Annotated in this window: 15 protein-coding genes and 1 tRNA gene; 8 read left to right on the top strand and 8 right to left on the bottom strand. The window is 68.7% G+C overall.

From position 1 onward, the window contains the following. Positions 1-72: 72 nt before the first annotated feature. From NAG42_RS18555 to NAG42_RS18545, 3 genes are read left to right on the top strand one after another with little or no spacing between them, the layout of a single operon-like run. Positions 73-1,074: an ABC transporter permease gene (locus tag NAG42_RS18555; RefSeq protein WP_250031627.1), complete on the top strand. Its 1,002-nt coding sequence runs from the start codon at positions 73-75 to the stop codon at positions 1,072-1,074. Between the two features lie 11 nt (positions 1,075-1,085). Continuing rightward, positions 1,086-2,126, top strand: a complete 1,041-nt coding sequence (locus tag NAG42_RS18550; RefSeq protein ID WP_250031626.1) for an ABC transporter ATP-binding protein — start codon at positions 1,086-1,088, stop codon at positions 2,124-2,126. A 15-nt stretch (positions 2,127-2,141) separates the two neighbouring features. After that, positions 2,142-3,179: an ABC transporter ATP-binding protein gene (locus NAG42_RS18545; RefSeq protein WP_250031623.1), complete on the top strand. Its 1,038-nt coding sequence runs from the start codon at positions 2,142-2,144 to the stop codon at positions 3,177-3,179. A gap of 60 nt (positions 3,180-3,239) precedes the next feature. On the opposite strand, the gene NAG42_RS18540 is transcribed toward NAG42_RS18545, so the two are convergent. The 7 genes from NAG42_RS18540 to NAG42_RS18510 form a co-directional block, all read right to left on the bottom strand. After that, positions 3,240-4,610 carry a calcium-binding protein gene (locus NAG42_RS18540; protein WP_250031621.1) on the bottom strand — a complete coding sequence of 457 codons (1,371 nt, stop codon included), beginning with the start codon at positions 4,608-4,610 and terminating at the stop codon, positions 3,240-3,242. Between the two features lie 17 nt (positions 4,611-4,627). Further along, positions 4,628-6,088 (bottom strand): calcium-binding protein, encoded by a 1,461-nt coding sequence (locus NAG42_RS18535; protein ID WP_250031619.1) that lies wholly within the window; start codon positions 6,086-6,088, stop codon positions 4,628-4,630. 109 nt (positions 6,089-6,197) lie between these two features. Next, positions 6,198-7,661 carry a calcium-binding protein gene (locus tag NAG42_RS18530; RefSeq protein WP_250031617.1) on the bottom strand — a complete coding sequence of 488 codons (1,464 nt, stop codon included), beginning with the start codon at positions 7,659-7,661 and terminating at the stop codon, positions 6,198-6,200. Positions 7,662-7,790: 129 nt separating this feature from the next. Then, positions 7,791-8,192: a hypothetical protein gene (locus tag NAG42_RS18525; protein WP_250031615.1), complete on the bottom strand. Its 402-nt coding sequence runs from the start codon at positions 8,190-8,192 to the stop codon at positions 7,791-7,793. After that, positions 8,192-8,830, bottom strand: a complete 639-nt coding sequence (locus tag NAG42_RS18520) for an HNH endonuclease family protein (RefSeq protein ID WP_250031613.1) — start codon at positions 8,828-8,830, stop codon at positions 8,192-8,194. The genes NAG42_RS18525 and NAG42_RS18520 overlap by 1 nt, the downstream gene beginning before the upstream one ends. A 110-nt stretch (positions 8,831-8,940) precedes the next feature. Further along, a complete protein-coding gene (gene leuA / locus NAG42_RS18515; protein WP_250031611.1) occupies positions 8,941-10,674 on the bottom strand; it encodes a 2-isopropylmalate synthase in 1,734 nt (577 codons plus the stop codon). Positions 10,675-10,853: 179 nt separating this feature from the next. Beyond that, the gene (locus NAG42_RS18510) at positions 10,854-11,639 is read right to left on the bottom strand and encodes a hypothetical protein (RefSeq protein WP_250031596.1); all 786 of its coding nucleotides are present in this window, start codon (positions 11,637-11,639) and stop codon (positions 10,854-10,856) included. Positions 11,640-11,862: 223 nt separating this feature from the next. On the opposite strand from NAG42_RS18510, the gene NAG42_RS18505 reads away from it, so the two are divergent. The 5 genes from NAG42_RS18505 to NAG42_RS18485 all read left to right on the top strand — a co-directional run bounded on the left by NAG42_RS18505 (position 11,863) and on the right by NAG42_RS18485 (position 16,304). Then, positions 11,863-13,128 carry an aspartate kinase gene (locus tag NAG42_RS18505; protein ID WP_250031594.1) on the top strand — a complete coding sequence of 422 codons (1,266 nt, stop codon included), beginning with the start codon at positions 11,863-11,865 and terminating at the stop codon, positions 13,126-13,128. Positions 13,129-13,136: 8 nt separating this feature from the next. After that, the gene (locus NAG42_RS18500) at positions 13,137-14,192 is read left to right on the top strand and encodes an aspartate-semialdehyde dehydrogenase (protein ID WP_250031592.1); all 1,056 of its coding nucleotides are present in this window, start codon (positions 13,137-13,139) and stop codon (positions 14,190-14,192) included. Next, positions 14,189-14,512, top strand: a complete 324-nt coding sequence (gene cutA / locus NAG42_RS18495; RefSeq protein ID WP_250031587.1) for a divalent-cation tolerance protein CutA — start codon at positions 14,189-14,191, stop codon at positions 14,510-14,512. The genes NAG42_RS18500 and cutA overlap by 4 nt, the downstream gene beginning before the upstream one ends. A gap of 312 nt (positions 14,513-14,824) precedes the next feature. Next, positions 14,825-16,021 carry an NUDIX hydrolase gene (locus tag NAG42_RS18490; RefSeq protein WP_250031586.1) on the top strand — a complete coding sequence of 399 codons (1,197 nt, stop codon included), beginning with the start codon at positions 14,825-14,827 and terminating at the stop codon, positions 16,019-16,021. Positions 16,022-16,073: 52 nt separating this feature from the next. Further along, positions 16,074-16,304 carry a hypothetical protein gene (locus NAG42_RS18485; protein WP_250031585.1) on the top strand — a complete coding sequence of 77 codons (231 nt, stop codon included), beginning with the start codon at positions 16,074-16,076 and terminating at the stop codon, positions 16,302-16,304. A gap of 58 nt (positions 16,305-16,362) precedes the next feature. On the opposite strand, the gene NAG42_RS18480 is transcribed toward NAG42_RS18485, so the two are convergent. Then, positions 16,363-16,439: transfer RNA gene (locus NAG42_RS18480), tRNA-Pro, on the bottom strand. Positions 16,440-16,470: the final 31 nt, after the last annotated feature.

Raw genomic sequence — 16,470 nt, 5'->3', positions numbered from 1 at the left:
GAAGGCCGCCCGTGAGGGGCGGGCACCGGATCCGTGTGATCCGGTGCCCGCTCATCCAAGAGGCCGATCGTCGTGCTGGCATATCTCATCCGGCGTTTGATCAACGCGGTCATCACGCTGCTCGTGGTCACCGCGGTGACCTTCGGCATCTTCTTCCTGGTCCCGAAGGCCACCGGCAGCGACCCGGCGCTCCTCTACATCGGCAAGACGTCGGATGCCGCCTCGGTCGAGGGCATCCGGGTGAAGATGGGTCTCGACGACCCGATCGTCGTCCAGTACGGCAAGTTCCTCAAAGGCCTGGTGGCCGGCCGGGACTACGCCAACGGCCCGGACGTCCAGCACTGCCCGGCCCCGTGCCTGGGCTACTCCTTCAAGACCGACCAGGAAGTCACCCCGCTGCTGCTCGGCGACCTCCCGGTCACGCTCTCGCTCGCTCTCGGCGCCGCCGTCCTGTGGCTCATCATGGGCATCTCCACCGGTGTGATCTCGGCTCTCCGAAGAGGATCGATCATCGACCGTACGGTGATGACCGGTGCCCTGGCCGGCGTCTCGCTTCCGATCTACTTCACCGGTCTGCTCAGCTCGGCGATCTTTGTGTATTGGCTCGGCTGGCTACCCCAGGGCAACTACGTGCCGTTCACCGAGAGTCCCGGCGACTGGTTCATCCAACTGCTGCTTCCGTGGATCACGCTGGCGTTCCTGTTCGCCGCGACCTACGCCCGGCTCACCCGGGCCAACATGCTCGAGACGCTGGGCGAGGACTACGTGCGCACCGCGCGGGCCAAGGGCTTGCGGGAGCGTACGGTCATCGGCAAGCACGCCCTGCGCTCGGGCCTCACCCCGATCGTCACCGTCTTCGGTCTCGACCTCGGCGCGCTGCTCGGCGGCGCGGTGCTCACCGAGACGGTCTTCAACCTGCGCGGCCTCGGCTACCAGGCGCTCACCGCCATCCGCGGCAACGACCTGCCGATCATCCTCGGCGTCACGCTGATCGCCGCGGCCTTCATCGTCTTCGCCAACCTGATCGTCGACCTGGTGTACGGCATCATCGACCCGCGTGTCCGGCTGGCCTGAGGGAGAGTCACGTGTCCATCGGCGCCACCAACGCCCGCCCCTTCCTCGAGGTCAAGGACCTCAACGTCCGCTTCGAGACCGACGACGGCATCGTCCAGGCGGTCTCCGACTCGTCGTTCAGCCTCGAGCGGGGCCAGACTCTCGGCATCGTCGGCGAGTCCGGCTCCGGCAAGAGCGTCACCTCGCTCGCGATCCTGGGCCTGCACCGCACCCGCAGCAACGCCAAGGTGTCGGGCGAGATCTGGGTCGACGACGAGGAACTGGTCACCGCCTCCGACGAGCAGGTCCGCCTGCTGCGCGGGGGCAAGATGTCGATGATCTTCCAGGACCCGCTGAGCGCGATGCACCCGTACTTCACCGTCGGGTCGCAGATCGTCGAGGCCTACCGGGTGCACCACCCGAATGTGAACAAGAAGATCGCCCGCGAGCGGACGATCGACATGCTCGCCCGGGTCGGCATCCCGCAGCCGGAGCGGCGCTTCAACGACTACGCCCACCAGTTCTCGGGTGGTATGCGGCAGCGCGCGATGATCGCGATGGCGCTGGTCAACGACCCGTCGCTGCTGATCGCCGACGAGCCCACCACGGCTCTCGACGTGACCGTGCAGGCGCAGATCCTCGACCTGATCCGTGACCTGCAGGAGGAGTTCGGCTCGGCAGTCATCATGATCACCCATGACCTCGGCGTGGTGGCCGAGCTGGCCGACGACGTCCTGGTGATGTACGGCGGCAAGGTGATCGAGAAGGGCCCGGCCCTCGAGGTCTTCCAGAACCCGCAGCACCCGTACACCTGGGGTCTGCTCGGGTCGATGCCGCGCCTCGACCGTGACGTGCGCGAGCGCCTCAACCCGGTCAAGGGCTCGCCGCCCAGCCTGATCAACCTGCCCAGCGGGTGTGCCTTCCACCCCCGCTGCCCGTACGCGGGACGCAACGGCAACCGGTCCTTCACCGAGGTGCCCGTCCTGCACGGCGACCTGCACCAGGTCGCCTGCCACCTGCCTCAAGAGGAGCGCACCCGGCTCTTCCAGCAGGAAGTACTACCGAACCTCTGAGCGGAGACAATTGAGATGAGCGAGAACCTGCTCGAGGTGTCGGGGCTGGAGAAGCACTTCCCGATCACCAAGGGCCTGCTCAAGCGCCAGGTCGGGGCCGTGCGCGCGGTCGACGGCATCGACCTCGACGTGAAGTCCGGCGAGACCCTGGGTCTGGTCGGCGAGTCCGGCTGCGGCAAGTCGACCGCCGGCCGGCTCTTCACCCGGATTCTCGAACCGACCGGGGGCAAGATCGTCTTTGAGGGCGAGGACATCTCCCACAAGTCGGTCTCGCAGCTGCGCCCGCTCCGGCGGGACGTCCAGATGATCTTCCAGGACCCGTACTCGTCGCTGAACCCGCGGCACACGGTCGGCTCGATCATCTCGGCGCCGCTGCAGATCCAGGGCATCCCCACCCCGCAGGGCCTCAAGAAGGCCGTGCAGGAGTTGCTCGAACTGGTGGGCCTGAACCCCGAGCACGTCAACCGCTACCCGCACGAGTTCTCGGGCGGTCAGCGGCAGCGCATCGGCATCGCCCGGGCGCTCGCGCTGCGGCCCAAGCTGATCGTCGCCGACGAGCCGGTGTCCGCACTCGACGTGTCGATCCAGGCCCAGGTCGTCAACCTGCTCGACGATCTGCAGAGCGAGTTCGATCTGACGTACGTGTTCATCGCCCACGACCTGTCGGTGGTGCGGCACATCTCCGACCGGGTCGCGGTCATGTACCTGGGCAAGGTTGTGGAGATCGCCGAGCGCGACGACCTCTACAAGAACCCGCGTCACCCCTACACGGTCGCCCTGATGTCGGCCGTGCCGGTGCCCGACCCGGCCCGGCGCGACAAGGCCCAGCGCGACCGGGTGCTGCTCACCGGTGACGTACCCAGTCCGATCAACCCGCCGTCCGGCTGCCGGTTCCGCACCCGCTGCTGGAAGGCGCAGGACATCTGCGCCACCGAGGAGCCGCCGCTGACCGTGCGGCTCGACGACCCGGCGTCGCACCTGACGGCGTGTCACTTCCCGGTGGTCAACGAGGACGTTGTGGCGGGTCGCCGGCCCGCGGCTACGCCGGTCTGACCCCGTACGCGAAAACGGCCGTTCCCCCACCGGAGGAACGGCCGTTTCGTGTGCCGGAGGTCAGTTGCGCAAGCGCTCGCAGTTGACCACCGTGATGTAGCCCCACTCGTCGCAGATGTCGCCCGCCGCGGTGCGGTTGGCGCCTCCGTCGAGCCGGCCGGGACCCTGGAGATCGTCGTCCCCGCCACCGCCCGCGATGGTGTTCGTTCCCGACCCGCCGTCGAGGAGGTTGTCCGCGGCGTTGCCGGTGAGCCGGTCGTTGCCCTCGCCGCTGTTGACGTTCTCGACGTCCGCGCCGACCGTGTCCTTCTCCCCGGGCTTGCCGTCGTCACCGGCCACGCCGTCGAGATCGATGACCAGCGAAGCCTTGTACCAGCTGTAGTCGACCGTGTCCCGGCCGGCTCCGCCCAGCAGGGTGTCGGCGGCGATGCCCCCGTCCGCCGGCTCGTCGCCGACCAGCTCGTCGTTGCCGCTCGATCCGCTCAGGTAGTCGCGGCCGGCGCCGCCCTCGAGCAGATCGTTCCCGCCGAGGCCGCCGATCGTGTCGTTGCCGTACCCACCGTGCAGGTGGTCGGCGCGGGCAGTGCCCATGAGGCGGTCCGGCCCGCGGCCGCCGTAGATCTCCTCGACCGAGGTGCCGATGCTGTCCCTCTCGCCGGCCGCTCCGTCGTCATTCTTCACCCCGTCGGCGTCGGCTTTGACGCCCTTGTTCCGGTGGCCGTAATACACGACGTCCTTCCCCGGGCCGCCGTACAACGCGTCCGCGTCGGGGCCGGTCGGATCAGTGTCCTGCCCGAGGTAGTCGTTGCCCGCGCCACCGTCCTCGACGTCGATGCCTTGGAGGCCGTAGAGCTCGTCGCCGCCGTTCCCGCCGGAGAGGCGGTCGTTGCCCTCCCACCCGAAAAGGTCGTCGTCCCCGTCGCCGCCGGACAGGGTGTCGCTGCCCACGTCGCCGTCGAGCTCGTCGTTGCCGCCGAGGCCGGAGACCGTGTCGTTGCCGAACTCGGACTTGAGGATGTCGCGTCGGGGCCCGCCGGTGATCCGGTCGTTGCCGTCGTCGCCGTGCGCGGTCATCGAGATGTCGGCCTTGTTGACCAGCACGTCGTTGTACATGCCGAGCTCGATCAGAAGCCACGTGGGATTCTTCGCGGGCGTGCAGCGGACCTTTGTCTTGTCGCCGCTGACCGCCACGCACCCGGATCCGGCCTTGACGGCCACGACGTCGTCGATCGTGACCGTGCGGCCGGAGCGGGTGATGACGACGTTGTGGGTCTGCTTGTAGGCGGACCGGTAGCGGACGATCGTCGACGACGTGACGTCGGCCGTGCCGGCGGTCGCGGCCTCGGCCGGCATGGCGACCCAGGCCACCCCGGCGACGCCGACGCCGAGTACGGACACGGCCACCCGCCTGGCGCTCTTACTCAGTCTCATGGGGATTCTCCGGGGTCTCAGCGCCAGCGCGCGGTGTCGGCCAGACGATGCAGGCGCTCGTTCTCCTCGATCTGCGCCGCGCGCGCGGCCTTGGCCCGCGTGGTCGACGCGCCACCGCCGAGCTCGCAGTTGAGCACCGACTCGCCGGTCTCGATCGGGTCGTTGCAGAAGTCGGTGCCGGCCCCGGCGTCCATGGTGTCGATGCCGCCGTCGCCCCACAGAGCGTCGTCGCCGGCACCGGTGTCGATGACGTCGTTGCCCGGGCCGCCCTGCAGGGTGTCGGCGCCGGCCGTGCCGGTCAGGTGGTCGTTGCCCGCGCCGGCCCAGATCGTCGAGACCGAGGGGTCGATGGTGTCGCCCTCGCCGGCCGAGCCGTCGTCGCCCTGCACTCCGTCGGCGTCGGCGGTGACCGGCAGCTTGCGGTCCTCGTAGATCAGCACGTCGTCATCCGGGCCGCCGATGAAGGTGTCGGCGTCGGTGCCGGCGGGGAAGACGTCGCCGCCCTCGTAGAAGAAGTCGATGTCGTCACCACCGTTGGCGGTGTCGTTACCGGCGGCGCCGTCGAAGTGGTCGGTGTCGTCGCCGCCGATCATCTCGTCGTCGCCGGGACCGCCCTGCATGCTGTTGGTGCCGTTGCGGCCTTCGAGGCGATCGTTGCCCTCGTCTCCGAGGAGGTAATCGTTCCCCGGGCCCCCGATGATCTGGTCGTCACCGGGACCGCCGTAGATCGAGTTCGCACCTTCGCCGCCGTCGACGAGGTCGTTGCCGCCGTCGCCGAACAGGACGTCGAGACCCAGCCCGCCGTACATCGTGTCGGTGCCGTCGCCGCCGTAGAAGTACTGGTCGTCGCCGTCACCGCCGTACACGATGTCGTCGCCCGCGCCGGCGTAGGACGCGGTGTCGTTGCCGGGACCGCCGTTCAGGGTGTCGTTGCCGATGCTGCCGGACAGCGAGTCGGCGCCGTCGCCCCCGATGACCAGGTCGTTGCCGGCGTCGCCGCGCAGGACGTCGTCGCCGCCGTTGGTCTGCAGGACGTCGTCGCCGTCGCCGGCATAGACGTCGTCGCGCTTGGCGCCGCCGGTGATCCGGTCGTTGCCGGCTCCGGTGCGGGCGGTCATGCCGAGGTTGGCCTGGTTGACCACGATGTCGTTGCCGTCACCGAGGTCCACGCGGGTCCAGTTCACGGTGACCAGGGGGGTGCAGCGGATCTTGGTGGTGTCACCGCTGACCGCGACGCAGCCCGCGCCGGCTTTGATGGCCATGGTGTCGTCGACGGTGACCGTGTTGCCGGACTGGGTGAGGACAACAGTGTTGGCCTTGCCCGTGGCTGCCGTATAGGTCACGACATTCGACTCGACGACGGAGACGATTCCCGTGGTCGCCGCGTCGGCCGGAAGGGCGATCCAGGCGACGCCGGCAACGGCGGCGCCGCCGACCGCGACCGTGGCGACCCGGAGCGAGCGCTTGCGGAAATTCAAGGTCATTCCTCTCGTGAAGGACGTGAAGCGGCCGTTCCTCCCGTGGAAAGGAACGGCCGTCGTGCTCGGATTCGATTTCCCCGCCGCAGAGCTCAGCTCTCCGGACGGATCAGAAGGCCGCGGCCTCCATGCGGTGGAGGCGCTTCATCTCTTCGACCTTCTCGTTACGGGTGTCGCGCGCTTTCGCGGCCGACACGCTCGGCACGCCGGAGCCGTACTCGCAGTTGATGACCGACTCGCCGGTCTCGATCGGGTCCGCGCAGAAGTCGATTCCGGCCGCCCCGTCCAAGGTGTCGATGCCGAGGTCGCCCCACAGGGCGTCGTCACCGGCGCCGGCGAGGATCGTGTCGTTGCCCGGGCCGCCCTGCAGAGTCTCGGCGCTCGCGGTTCCGGTGATGCGGTCGTTGCCGGAACCGCCCCAGATGTGGGAGACCGACGGATCGATCGTGTCGCCCTCGCCGGCCGCGCCGTCGTCACCCTTGACTCCGTCGGCGTCGGCGGTGATCGCCTTCTGGCGGGCCGAGTAGACCAGTACGTCGTCGCCGGCGCCGCCGATGAAAGTGTCGGCGTCGGTGCCGGCCGCGTACTCCACGTCCTCGTGGAAGAAGTCGGTTCCGTCGTTGCCGTTCTCGGCGTCGTTGCCGGCGTCACCACGCATGTGGTCCGTGCCCGGGCCACCGACGAACTCGTCGTTGCCGGGCCCGCCCTGCATGTGGTTGGTGCTGTTACCGCCCTCGAGCCGGTCGTTGCCGGCCTCTCCGTTGAAGCTGTCGTCGGTGCCGTCACCGCCGATGAGCCGGTCGTCACCGGCACCGCCGAACATCAGGTCGTTGCCGTCGGCACCGTCCACGATGTCGGTGCCCTCGTCGCCGCGCAGGAAGTCGTCGCCCTCGCCGCCGTAGATCTTGTCGTTCCCGGGACCACCGTTGAACGTCTTGTCGTCGCCGTCGCCGCCGTACATGGTGTCGTCACCCGGACCGCCGTAGGAGGTGCCGTCGTCGCCGGCGCCGCCGTTCATCGTGTCGTTGCCGGTGCTGCCGGAGAGGGTGTCGTTGCCGTCGCCCCCGATGACCAGGTCGTTGCCGGCGTCGCCGCGCAGGACGTCGTCGCCGCCGTTGGTCTGCAGGACGTCGTCGCCGTCGCCCGCGTAGACGTCGTCGCGCTTGGGACCGCCGGTGATCCGGTCGTTGCCGGCTCCGGTGCGGGCGGTCATGCCGAGGTCGGTCCGGTTGACGACGATGTCGTTACGGTCGCCCAGGTCGACGCGGATCCAGTTGACCGGGACCTTGGGCGTACAGCTGACCTTGGTCTGGTCGCCGTAGACCCAGACGCAGCCCGCGCCGGGGTCGATGCCGGGGCCGTCATCGACGATCACCGTGTTGCCGGAGCGGGTGATCGTCACGACGCTGGACGTGCCCGGCGCCGCGGCGTAGTTGACGACGTTGGAGCTGACGATCGAGACGATCCCGTTGGCCGCCGCTGAGGCCGGCAGGGCGATCCAGGCGACGCCGGCAACTGCGGCACCGCCGACCGCGACCGTGGCGACCCGGAGCGAGCGCTTGCGGATATTCAAGGCCGTTCCTCTCCTGAGCGACATGAAGCCTCAGGAGTGTAGGACGATACGGGGCCGTTCCGCTGTCCCGTCGGGTCGGCGGGACATCACCACGAATCAATCTTGCCCGTCCGGGCAGCCGCTGCCGGGTCAGCCTTCCGGGCGGTTCAGGATGCCCACGACGACGGCGTGGATCGCCTCGGCGTCCTTCGGGTCGTGCAGGGGAGCCTTGGCGCCGGTCACGGTGTACCACTCGTCGGCGTCCTTGTATTGCACGCGCACCATGACGTCGTAGCCGTCGACCTCCGTCCGCAGCGTCAGGTCGCCCGTCACCACCCCGACCTCGTCGGTCATCACACCACCCTGACCAGCCACGATGTCCGTGGTCGGCGGCGCCACGACAGCCGTCCCGGCGGGCGGCGCGGCCTCGTCGGCGGGCGCGGCCTCGTCGCCGGCGGCGGCCTGTTCACCGGCGGTCGGCGGCTCTTCGGTGCCGGTCGGCGGCGCTTCGGTGGCGGCCGCCGGCACCGGCTCCGCGGGGGAGGTGGTCATCAGCACTTCTCCAACATGTCCTCGAGTGCGGTCTTCTCCTTGGTGGTGACCGTCAGCTTCCACTTGGTCTTCACCGCGACCCAGTCTTTCGCATATTCGCACCAGCTGCTGGTCTCCGTGGGTTTCCAGGTGGACGGGTCCTGGTCGCCCTTCGACCGGTTGGCGGAGGCCGACACCGCGATCAGCTGCGGGTCGTCGAGGTCGTTGGCGAAGTCGCCGCGCTTGGCGTCGGTCCACTTGGCGGCGCCCGAGCGCCACGCGTTGGCCAGCGGCACCATGTGGTCGATGTCGACCTTGGTCGGCGAGGTCAGCACCTGACCGTCGTAGAAGCTGGTCCACGTGCCGGCGACGACGTTGCAGCCGGAGTACTTGACCTTCTTGCCGTCGCGCTTGAGCACGGAGTCCCGGACGTCGCAGTTCTCGCCCGTGCTGCGCCAGTGCGGGAACCGGTCGCGGCTGTATTTCGCCATCGTCCCGGCCTTGGCGACCGTCAACGCGTCCAGCTGCTTCTGCGAGGTCGTGACGTCCTGTGTGGACTGCTTGGTGGGCTGCGTGGCGGGCGGATCGAGGGAGACGCCCTCACACCCGGCCAGAGTGAGCAGGGCGGCGGCGAGGATCAGTGGGGTACGTGGGGGCACATGCCCCAGAGTAGGAGGGGTGCGCCCGTTCTGCCCGAGTCGTGCCCCCTGGGTGGATCATCCCGCGCGCCGCCCTCACCCGTACGGGAGAACGGCGCGCGGACAGATGATCAGCGAGCCCGGTTGACCGCGCTGGTGACCGCCTTGATCGAGGCGCTCACGATGTTCTCGTCGATGCCGACGCCCCACACCGCCTGGTCGCCGACCTGCACCTCGACGTAGGCCGCGGCCTGCGCGTCACCACCCGAGGTGAGCGCGTGCTCGTTGTAGTCGAGCACTCGCGCGGTGATCCCCAGCGGCTCGATGGCCTGCGTGAACGCGTCGATCGGGCCGTTGCCGACGCCGACCAGCGGACGCCGCTGTCCACGGTGGAAGATCTCGACGTCGATCTCGACCTTGCCGTCGCGGATCGAGGTGGAGTAGCTCTCGATGCTGAACGCCTTCGTCGTCTGGTGCTCGACCAGGTATTCGCCGGCGAAGATGTCCCACATCTCCTGCGGGCTGACCTCGCCGCCCTCGACGTCGGTGTGGTGCTGCACCACGCCGGAGAACTCGATCTGCATCCGTCGCGGCAGGTCGAGCTTGTGCTCCTCTTTCATGATGTACGCCACGCCGCCCTTGCCGGACTGCGAGTTGACCCGGATGACGGCCTCGTAGTTGCGGCCCAGGTCCTTGGGGTCGATCGGCAGGTAGGGCACACCCCAGGTGAACTTGTCGATGTCGACCCCGGCCGCGTCGGCGTCGGCCTGCAGGGCGGCGAAGCCCTTCTTGATCGCGTCCTGGTGGGAGCCCGAGAAGGCCGTGTAGACCAGGTCACCGACGTACGGGTGACGCTCGTGCACGGGCAGCTGGTTGCAATACTCGACGGCGCGCTTGATCTCGTCGATGTCCGAGAAGTCGATCATCGGGTCGATGCCCTGGGAGAAGATGTTCAGCCCCAGGGTGACCAGGTCGACGTTGCCGGTGCGCTCGCCGTTGCCGAACAGGCAGCCCTCGATGCGGTCGGCCCCGGCCAGCAGGCCCAGCTCGGCCGCGGCGACCGCGGTGCCGCGGTCATTGTGCGGGTGCAGCGACAGCACGACCGAGTCGCGCCGGGGCAGGTTGCGGTGCATCCACTCGATGGAGTCGGCGTACACGTTGGGGGTGGCCATCTCGACGGTGGCCGGCAGGTTGATGATCAGCGGCCGGTCCGGCGCCGGGTCGATCACGTCGATCACGGCGGAGCAGATCTCCAGCGCGTACTCCAGCTCGGTGCCCGTGTAGGACTCCGGCGAGTACTCGTAGAAGATCTCGGTGTCCGGGGTGTGGATCTCGGCGTACTTCTGGCAGAGCCGCGCCCCGGTGGTGGCGATGTCGGTGATGCCGTCCTTGTCGAGGCCGAAGACCACCCGGCGCTGCAGCGTGGACGTCGAGTTGTAGAAGTGGACGATCGCCCGCTTGGCCCCGCGGATCGACTCGAACGTGCGGTCGATCAGATGCTCCCGGCACTGCACCAGCACCTGGATGGTGACGTCGTCGGGGATCAGGTCCTGCTCGATGAGCTGCCGGACGAAGTCGTAGTCGGTCTGGCTGGCGGCCGGGAAGCCGACCTCGATCTCCTTGTAGCCCATCTGCACCAGCAGCATGAACATGCGCCGTTTGCGCTCGGGGGACATCGGGTCGATCAGGGCCTGATTGCCGTCACGCAGGTCGACCGCGCACCACCGGGGGGCCGCCTCGACGCGCCGCGCCGGCCATTGCCGGTCGGTCAGGTCGATGGCGAACTGCTTCTCGTACGGTACGTAGCGCTCGAACGGCATCTTGCTGGAGCGCTGCGTGGCAAAAGGGTCCGACTTGGTGGACATGTGGGAACTGCTCCAAAGGACGAGGCGAGAAGGCGGCGCGCGTCAACTCCGCGACGAGGTGCCGGCCTGGGATGGGGCCTCGTCGCGGCAGCGAAGAAGGAGGGACTGCCACATGTCGAATCCGACCCTACGGGATCGGTTCCGCCGCTGCCAGCAGTACGCCCGGATGGTGGGAAGCGTCAGGCCGAAGGAACGACACCGGACGGCTGAACCGGGTTGACCGGCGGCGGAGGCGGGGTGTCCATGCCCATCGGCGGCCCGGCGACCTCGGGCCCGGGCAGCGGCACGGTGGCCGGGCCGGCGACCTGACTCACGATCTTGAGCACGCCGAAGCCGACCCGGGCCGCGGTCAGCACACCGTCCTCGGCGTAGCAGTAGACGCCGATGTCGACCGGGTCGGCCAGCGAGGCCGAGATGGAGTCGATCGAGAAGCAGTTGCCCTTGGCCCCGGCCAGCGGCTGCACCTCGGTCACGGCGAGAGCGGCCTGCCGATCGGTGAAGACCGGGAGCCACTGGCGGAACAGGCGCTGGACCTTGGGGTCGTACTCGTCGGGAACCGGCTTGCCCGGCTTGGCGACCTTCACGCAGGTGGAGGTGATCGGGTTGGACTGCGACCCCAGCGTGCACTGGAAGACGCCGGCCGCGGTCGAGGTGATCGTCACGTCGGCCGTGCCGCCGAGCGCGCCGCCGCTGACGTCCACCCGCCAGGTGCCGTCCTGACCCACGGTGGCGACCACGTTGCGGGGCCCGCCCCGGCCGTCGTCGAGGGAGTACAGAGCCGCGTACGCCTTGTCCATGGCCGACGCGGCGCGCGCGGCCAGGCTGTCGTGGGCGTCGGAGCCGGCCTGACCGGACGGCGCGCTCGACGAGGGTGGCGCTGCTTCGGGCTCGTCGCCACCACCGCAAGCCGCCACACCCGTCAGAAGCAGGGCGGTGGCGGACAGAAGGATCGAGCGTGGGCGCACCGAGACATTCTCGCCTCCACGGGCCGTATCACCCGGCAGCGACCGTCATCGAGCTTCGGCGTGTCGCGCCGGTCCGGGTTTCCCGGCTTTCCACCGCGCTGTCTTTGCCCATCGGGCCGGATTCTGGGATCGCCTGTCGGGCGCGGGCCCGGGCGCGGCTACTGTGGTGGCGATTGTCCTGACCGGCCTCGCCGGTACGCACAGCCGAAGGATTGGTTTCGCCGTGGCACTGGTGGTGCAGAAGTACGGTGGCTCGTCGGTCGCGACGGCCGAGCGCATCAAGCGCGTCGCCGAGCGCATCGTCGCGGCCCGCAAGGCCGGCGACGACGTGGTCGTCGTGGTCTCCGCGATGGGCGACACCACCGACGAGCTGATGGACCTGGCCAACCAGGTCAGCCCGCTGCCGCCCGGCCGCGAGCTCGACATGCTGCTCACCTCGGGTGAGCGCATCTCGATGGCGCTGCTGGCGATGGCGATCCACAACCTGGGTTACGAGGCCCGGTCCTACACGGGCTCGCAGGCCGGCGTGCTGACCACCTCGACCCACGGCAAGGCGCGGATCATCGACGTCACCCCGGGCCGGCTGCGCAGCGCGCTCGACGAGGGGGCGATCGCCATCGTCGCCGGGTTCCAGGGCGTCTCGCAGGACACGAAGGACATCACGACGCTCGGCCGCGGCGGCTCCGACACCACGGCGGTGGCCCTGGCCGCCGCCCTGCACGCCGACGTGTGTGAGATCTACACCGACGTGGACGGCGTCTTCACGGCCGACCCGCGGATCGTGCCCGACGCCAAGCACATCAAGCAGATCACGTACGAGGAAATGCTCGAGCTCGCCGCCGGCGGGGCGAAGGTGCTGATGTTGCGATGCGTGGAGTACGCGCGCCGCTTCAAGGTGCCCATCCACGTACGCTCTTCGTATTCTCAGAAGCCCGGCACCCTGGTCACCGGATCGATGGAGGACCCTGACGTGGAACAAGCGCTGATCACCGGGGTCGCCCACGACCGCAGCGAGGCCAAGATCACGATCGTCGGCGTGCCCGACGAGCCGGGCGCCGCGGGCCGCATCTTCGACACCGTGGCCCAGGCCGAGATCAACATCGACATGATCGTGCAGAACGTGTCGACCGAGGGCACCGGGCGCACCGACATCTCGTTCACGTTGCCCAAGGCCGACGGCCCGACCGCGATGACCGCGCTCGACAAGATCAAGGACCAGATCAAGTTCCGCAGCCTGCTCTTCGACGACCACGTCGGCAAGGTCTCGCTGATCGGCGCGGGCATGCGGTCGCACCCCGGGGTTGCCGCCTCCTTCTTCGCCTGCATCGGCGAGGCCGGCGTCAACATCGAGATGATCTCCACCTCCGAGATCCGGGTCTCGGTCGTCTGCCGGGACAGTGATCTCGACACCGCGGTCCGGGCCGTGCACGACCAGTTCGAGCTGGGCGGCGGCGAAACGGCAGTGGTTTACGCGGGCACCGGGCGGTAAGCGCCGTCATGGCGCAGCCCACGCTCGCCGTCGTCGGGGCCACCGGCTCCGTCGGGACGGTCATGCTCGAGCTGCTCTCCTCCCGGCGCAACGTCTGGGGTGAGATCCGGCTGATCGCGTCGTCGCGGTCGGCCGGTCGGCAGCTGAGCTGTCGCGGCGAGCAGCTGACGGTGGCCGAGCTGACCCCCGAGGCGTTCGACGGCGTCGACGTGGCGATGTTCGACGTGCCCGACGAGGTGTCCCTGCAGTGGGCGCCGATCATCGCGGCCCGCGGTGTCCTCGTGGTCGACAACTCGGCGGCCTTCCGGATGGACGCGGACGTGCCGATCGTCGTGCCCGAGGTCAACCTCGAGGCGCTGAGCTACCGCCCGCGCGGCATCATCGCCAACGCGAACTGCACGGTGATGGCCATGATCATGGCGATCGCCCCGCTGCACCGCGAATACGGCCTGCGTGAGCTGGTGCTCGCGTCCTATCAGGCCGCCTCGGGCGCCGGTCAGGTCGGCGTCGACACCCTGCACGACCAGCTCAGCAAGGTGGCCGGCGACCGGCTGCTGGGTTCCCGGCCGGGCAATGTGCGCCAGGCCGTGGGCGACGAGCTGGGCCCGTTCCCGGCGCCGCTCGCGCTCAACGTGGTGCCCTGGTCGGGCGCGCAGGAGCCGCTCGGCTGGTCGTCCGAGGAGCTCAAGCTGCGCAACGAGTCGCGCAAGATCCTGGCTCTGCCGGCGCTGAAGGTCTCGGCCACCTGCGTCCGGGTCCCGGTCGTGACCGGCCACTCGATCGCCGTGCACGCGGTCTTCGGGGCCGAGGTCGACGCCGAGGGGGCCCGGCAGGCGCTGCGCAACGCTCCCGGCGTGATCCTGGTCGACGACCCCGAGGCCGGTGAGTTCCCGATGCCGATCGACGCGGTCGGCACCGACCCGTCCTGGGTGGGCCGCATCCGCCGCGCGATGGACGACCCCCGGGCCCTCGACCTCTTCGTGACCGGCGACAACATGCGCAAGGGGGCCGCCCTCAACACGGTCCAGATCGCCGAGCAGCTCGCCAAGGAACTCGCCGCGTGACCGGTGTCGTCGAGGTGGTGATCACCGCCGCCGACCCCGATTGGCTGGCCGCCTTCACCCGCCGCCTGGTCGACGACCGCCTGGCCGCCTGCGGCCACCAGATCGCCGCGATCCGCTCGATCTATCGCTGGGACGGCGAGGTCCACGACGACCCTGAGGCGCGGGTCGCGTTGCACACCCGGGCCGCCCTGGTCGATCGCATCGTCGAGCGGGCCGACGCCGAGCACCCGTACGACGTCCCCTGCGTCCTGGCCCTGCCGGTTGCCGGCGGTAATCCCGCTTATCTGGAGTGGGTACTCCGCGAAACCGCCGAGGTCTGACCTTTCCCGTTGCGCACGGTGTCTTTTGCCGCCACCATTCCGTCATCGCCTGATTACCTTGAGGCACCGTTTCGCGGCTTCGATATAGGTGGCGAAGTAACGCTGAGTCGCGCCTTGATAACCGGTCGGAACGCTGATCTTCGCGTGCTCGCATTACGCCGTTCTTGACCAATACCTCCGAACTGGCCTCGACCTGCGGAAAGACCTGACTTCTGGTCGACCGCACTATTTCGACGCGTGAGTGAGGTGAGTCAACCTGCCACCATCGAGACGTACCAGTCGTGCTGGTGGCAGTGATCGCCGCCGGCTCCGGTGAGCGTCCGAGAGGGGCTCGCCGACCCTCCTATCAGGACGTCCGCGGCTCCGAGGCGAGGACGGGAAGGAATATACATGGCCAGAAGAATTGCGGTTTCGGTTATCGGCAGCTTCCGTAAGCACTACGACGAAGCCAAGAAAGCGGCCTTCGTATTCGATCGGGCGAATCTGGCCGTGCTTTCGCCCCCGGTGTCATCGATCGTGAATCACGGCGCTGATTTCGTGCGTTTCGAGACCGATCTCCCGGCGATGTCCGACCGGGATATTCAGGATGCGACTTTCGAGAAGCTCTTCCGGTCCGACGCGATCTATGTCGTCGCACCGGACGGGTATATCGGAAACACCACGAATTACGAGCTGGGTCGCCTGCACGGCCGTGGCATCCCGATCTACTTTTCTGACGTGCCCCGCGACTTCCCGGTGCACGTGGACGACTCGCAGGTGGTCACTCCGGACGAACTCACCGAACTGATCCTCTCCGGGCAGGTCGTGGCCCATCGGCCGAGGAAGAAGGCTCTGGTCTCGGCCGACGTCGTCGTCCTGACCATCCGGGAGCACCGCCTGCATGTCCTGCTGGTCCGGCGGGGCAAGGAGCCGTTCAAGGGAAGGCTGGCGCTGCCGGGAGGCTTCCTCCGGGCCGATGACGAGACCTTGGAGATGACGGCGCTCCGCGAGCTGGCGGAGGAGACCGCCCTCGCCGGGTTCCACCCGAAGCTCATGGACCTAGGCGTCTATTCGAGACCCTTCCGCGATCCTCGCGGCCGGGTGATCACCAAGGCGTACGCCGCGATCGCGCCCGATCTGCCGGAGCCGGTGGCCAGCACGGACGCGCAGTCGGCGGACTGGGTCGAGGTCGAGGACTCGCTGGCCGCGCGACTGGCGTTCGATCACGGGAGCATCCTGAACGAGGCGCTGGAGCGTACACGTCGCTCGCTCTACCGCTCGCCCATCGCGCTGGAGTTCTGTGCCCCCGAGTTCACCCTCAGCCAGCTTCAGAGCGTGTTCGAGATCGTCGGCCGAGCCAAGCTCGAAACCTCGAATTTCCGCCGGCGGATGCTCAACCCCGACTCGAGCTTCATCACCGCGGTCGGGAAGACGGCCCTGATTCCTTCCGGCCGCCCGCCGGCGCTCTACACCCGGCGGGCCGACCTGCCGGCCAAGAAGCGGACGACGCCCAGCCTGGCCGCGGCTTAGAGACACCGCGACGGGCGCCCCGACCACCCCATGAAGAAGGCAGGAGAACGCAGTGCCAGAGCAGACACCCCCGATCGATCGGCAGTCCGAGGACTCCCTCTTCTCCGAGATGTTGGGAGATCTCGACCCCCCGGTGAGCGATGAGCTGGTCTCCACGGCTGCGGCCGACACGGAGCCGGCGCGTCCGTGGTATCGGGTCCGCCACCGGACCGTCATCGCCTATCTGCTGGCCGTGGCCGCCGTGCTCGGCCCGGTTGCGACGATGGTGGCCAGCTGTCAGTAGCGCTTGAGAAACAGGGAGAGAAAAGGGCCGCCTCCACGAATGGAGACGGCCCTTCACCTGGTCGGGGTGGCCGGATTTGAACCGACGGCCTCTTCGTCCCGAACGAAGCGCGCTACCAAGCTGCGCCACACCCCGAGCTGCCTGGAAATACTATCCGACGCTTCGG

The organism is Paractinoplanes maris (assembly GCF_023544465.1).
Taxonomy (GTDB): Bacteria; Actinomycetota; Actinomycetes; order Mycobacteriales; family Micromonosporaceae; genus Actinoplanes; species Actinoplanes maris.
The sequence above is the reverse complement of the archived record's forward strand: the minus strand, read 5'-3'. Positions and strand labels throughout refer to the sequence as shown.

Excerpts from the sequence above, each read along its gene's own strand:
- NAG42_RS18545 (WP_250031623.1), top strand. The coding sequence starts at position 2,142 with ATGAGCGAGAACCTGCTCGAGGTGTCGGGGCTGGAGAAGCACTTCCCG.
- NAG42_RS18540 (WP_250031621.1), bottom strand. The coding sequence starts at position 4,610 with ATGAGACTGAGTAAGAGCGCCAGGCGGGTGGCCGTGTCCGTACTCGGC.
- NAG42_RS18525 (WP_250031615.1), bottom strand. The coding sequence starts at position 8,192 with ATGACCACCTCCCCCGCGGAGCCGGTGCCGGCGGCCGCCACCGAAGCG.
- leuA (WP_250031611.1), bottom strand. The coding sequence starts at position 10,674 with ATGTCCACCAAGTCGGACCCTTTTGCCACGCAGCGCTCCAGCAAGATG.
- NAG42_RS18500 (WP_250031592.1), top strand. The coding sequence starts at position 13,137 with ATGGCGCAGCCCACGCTCGCCGTCGTCGGGGCCACCGGCTCCGTCGGG.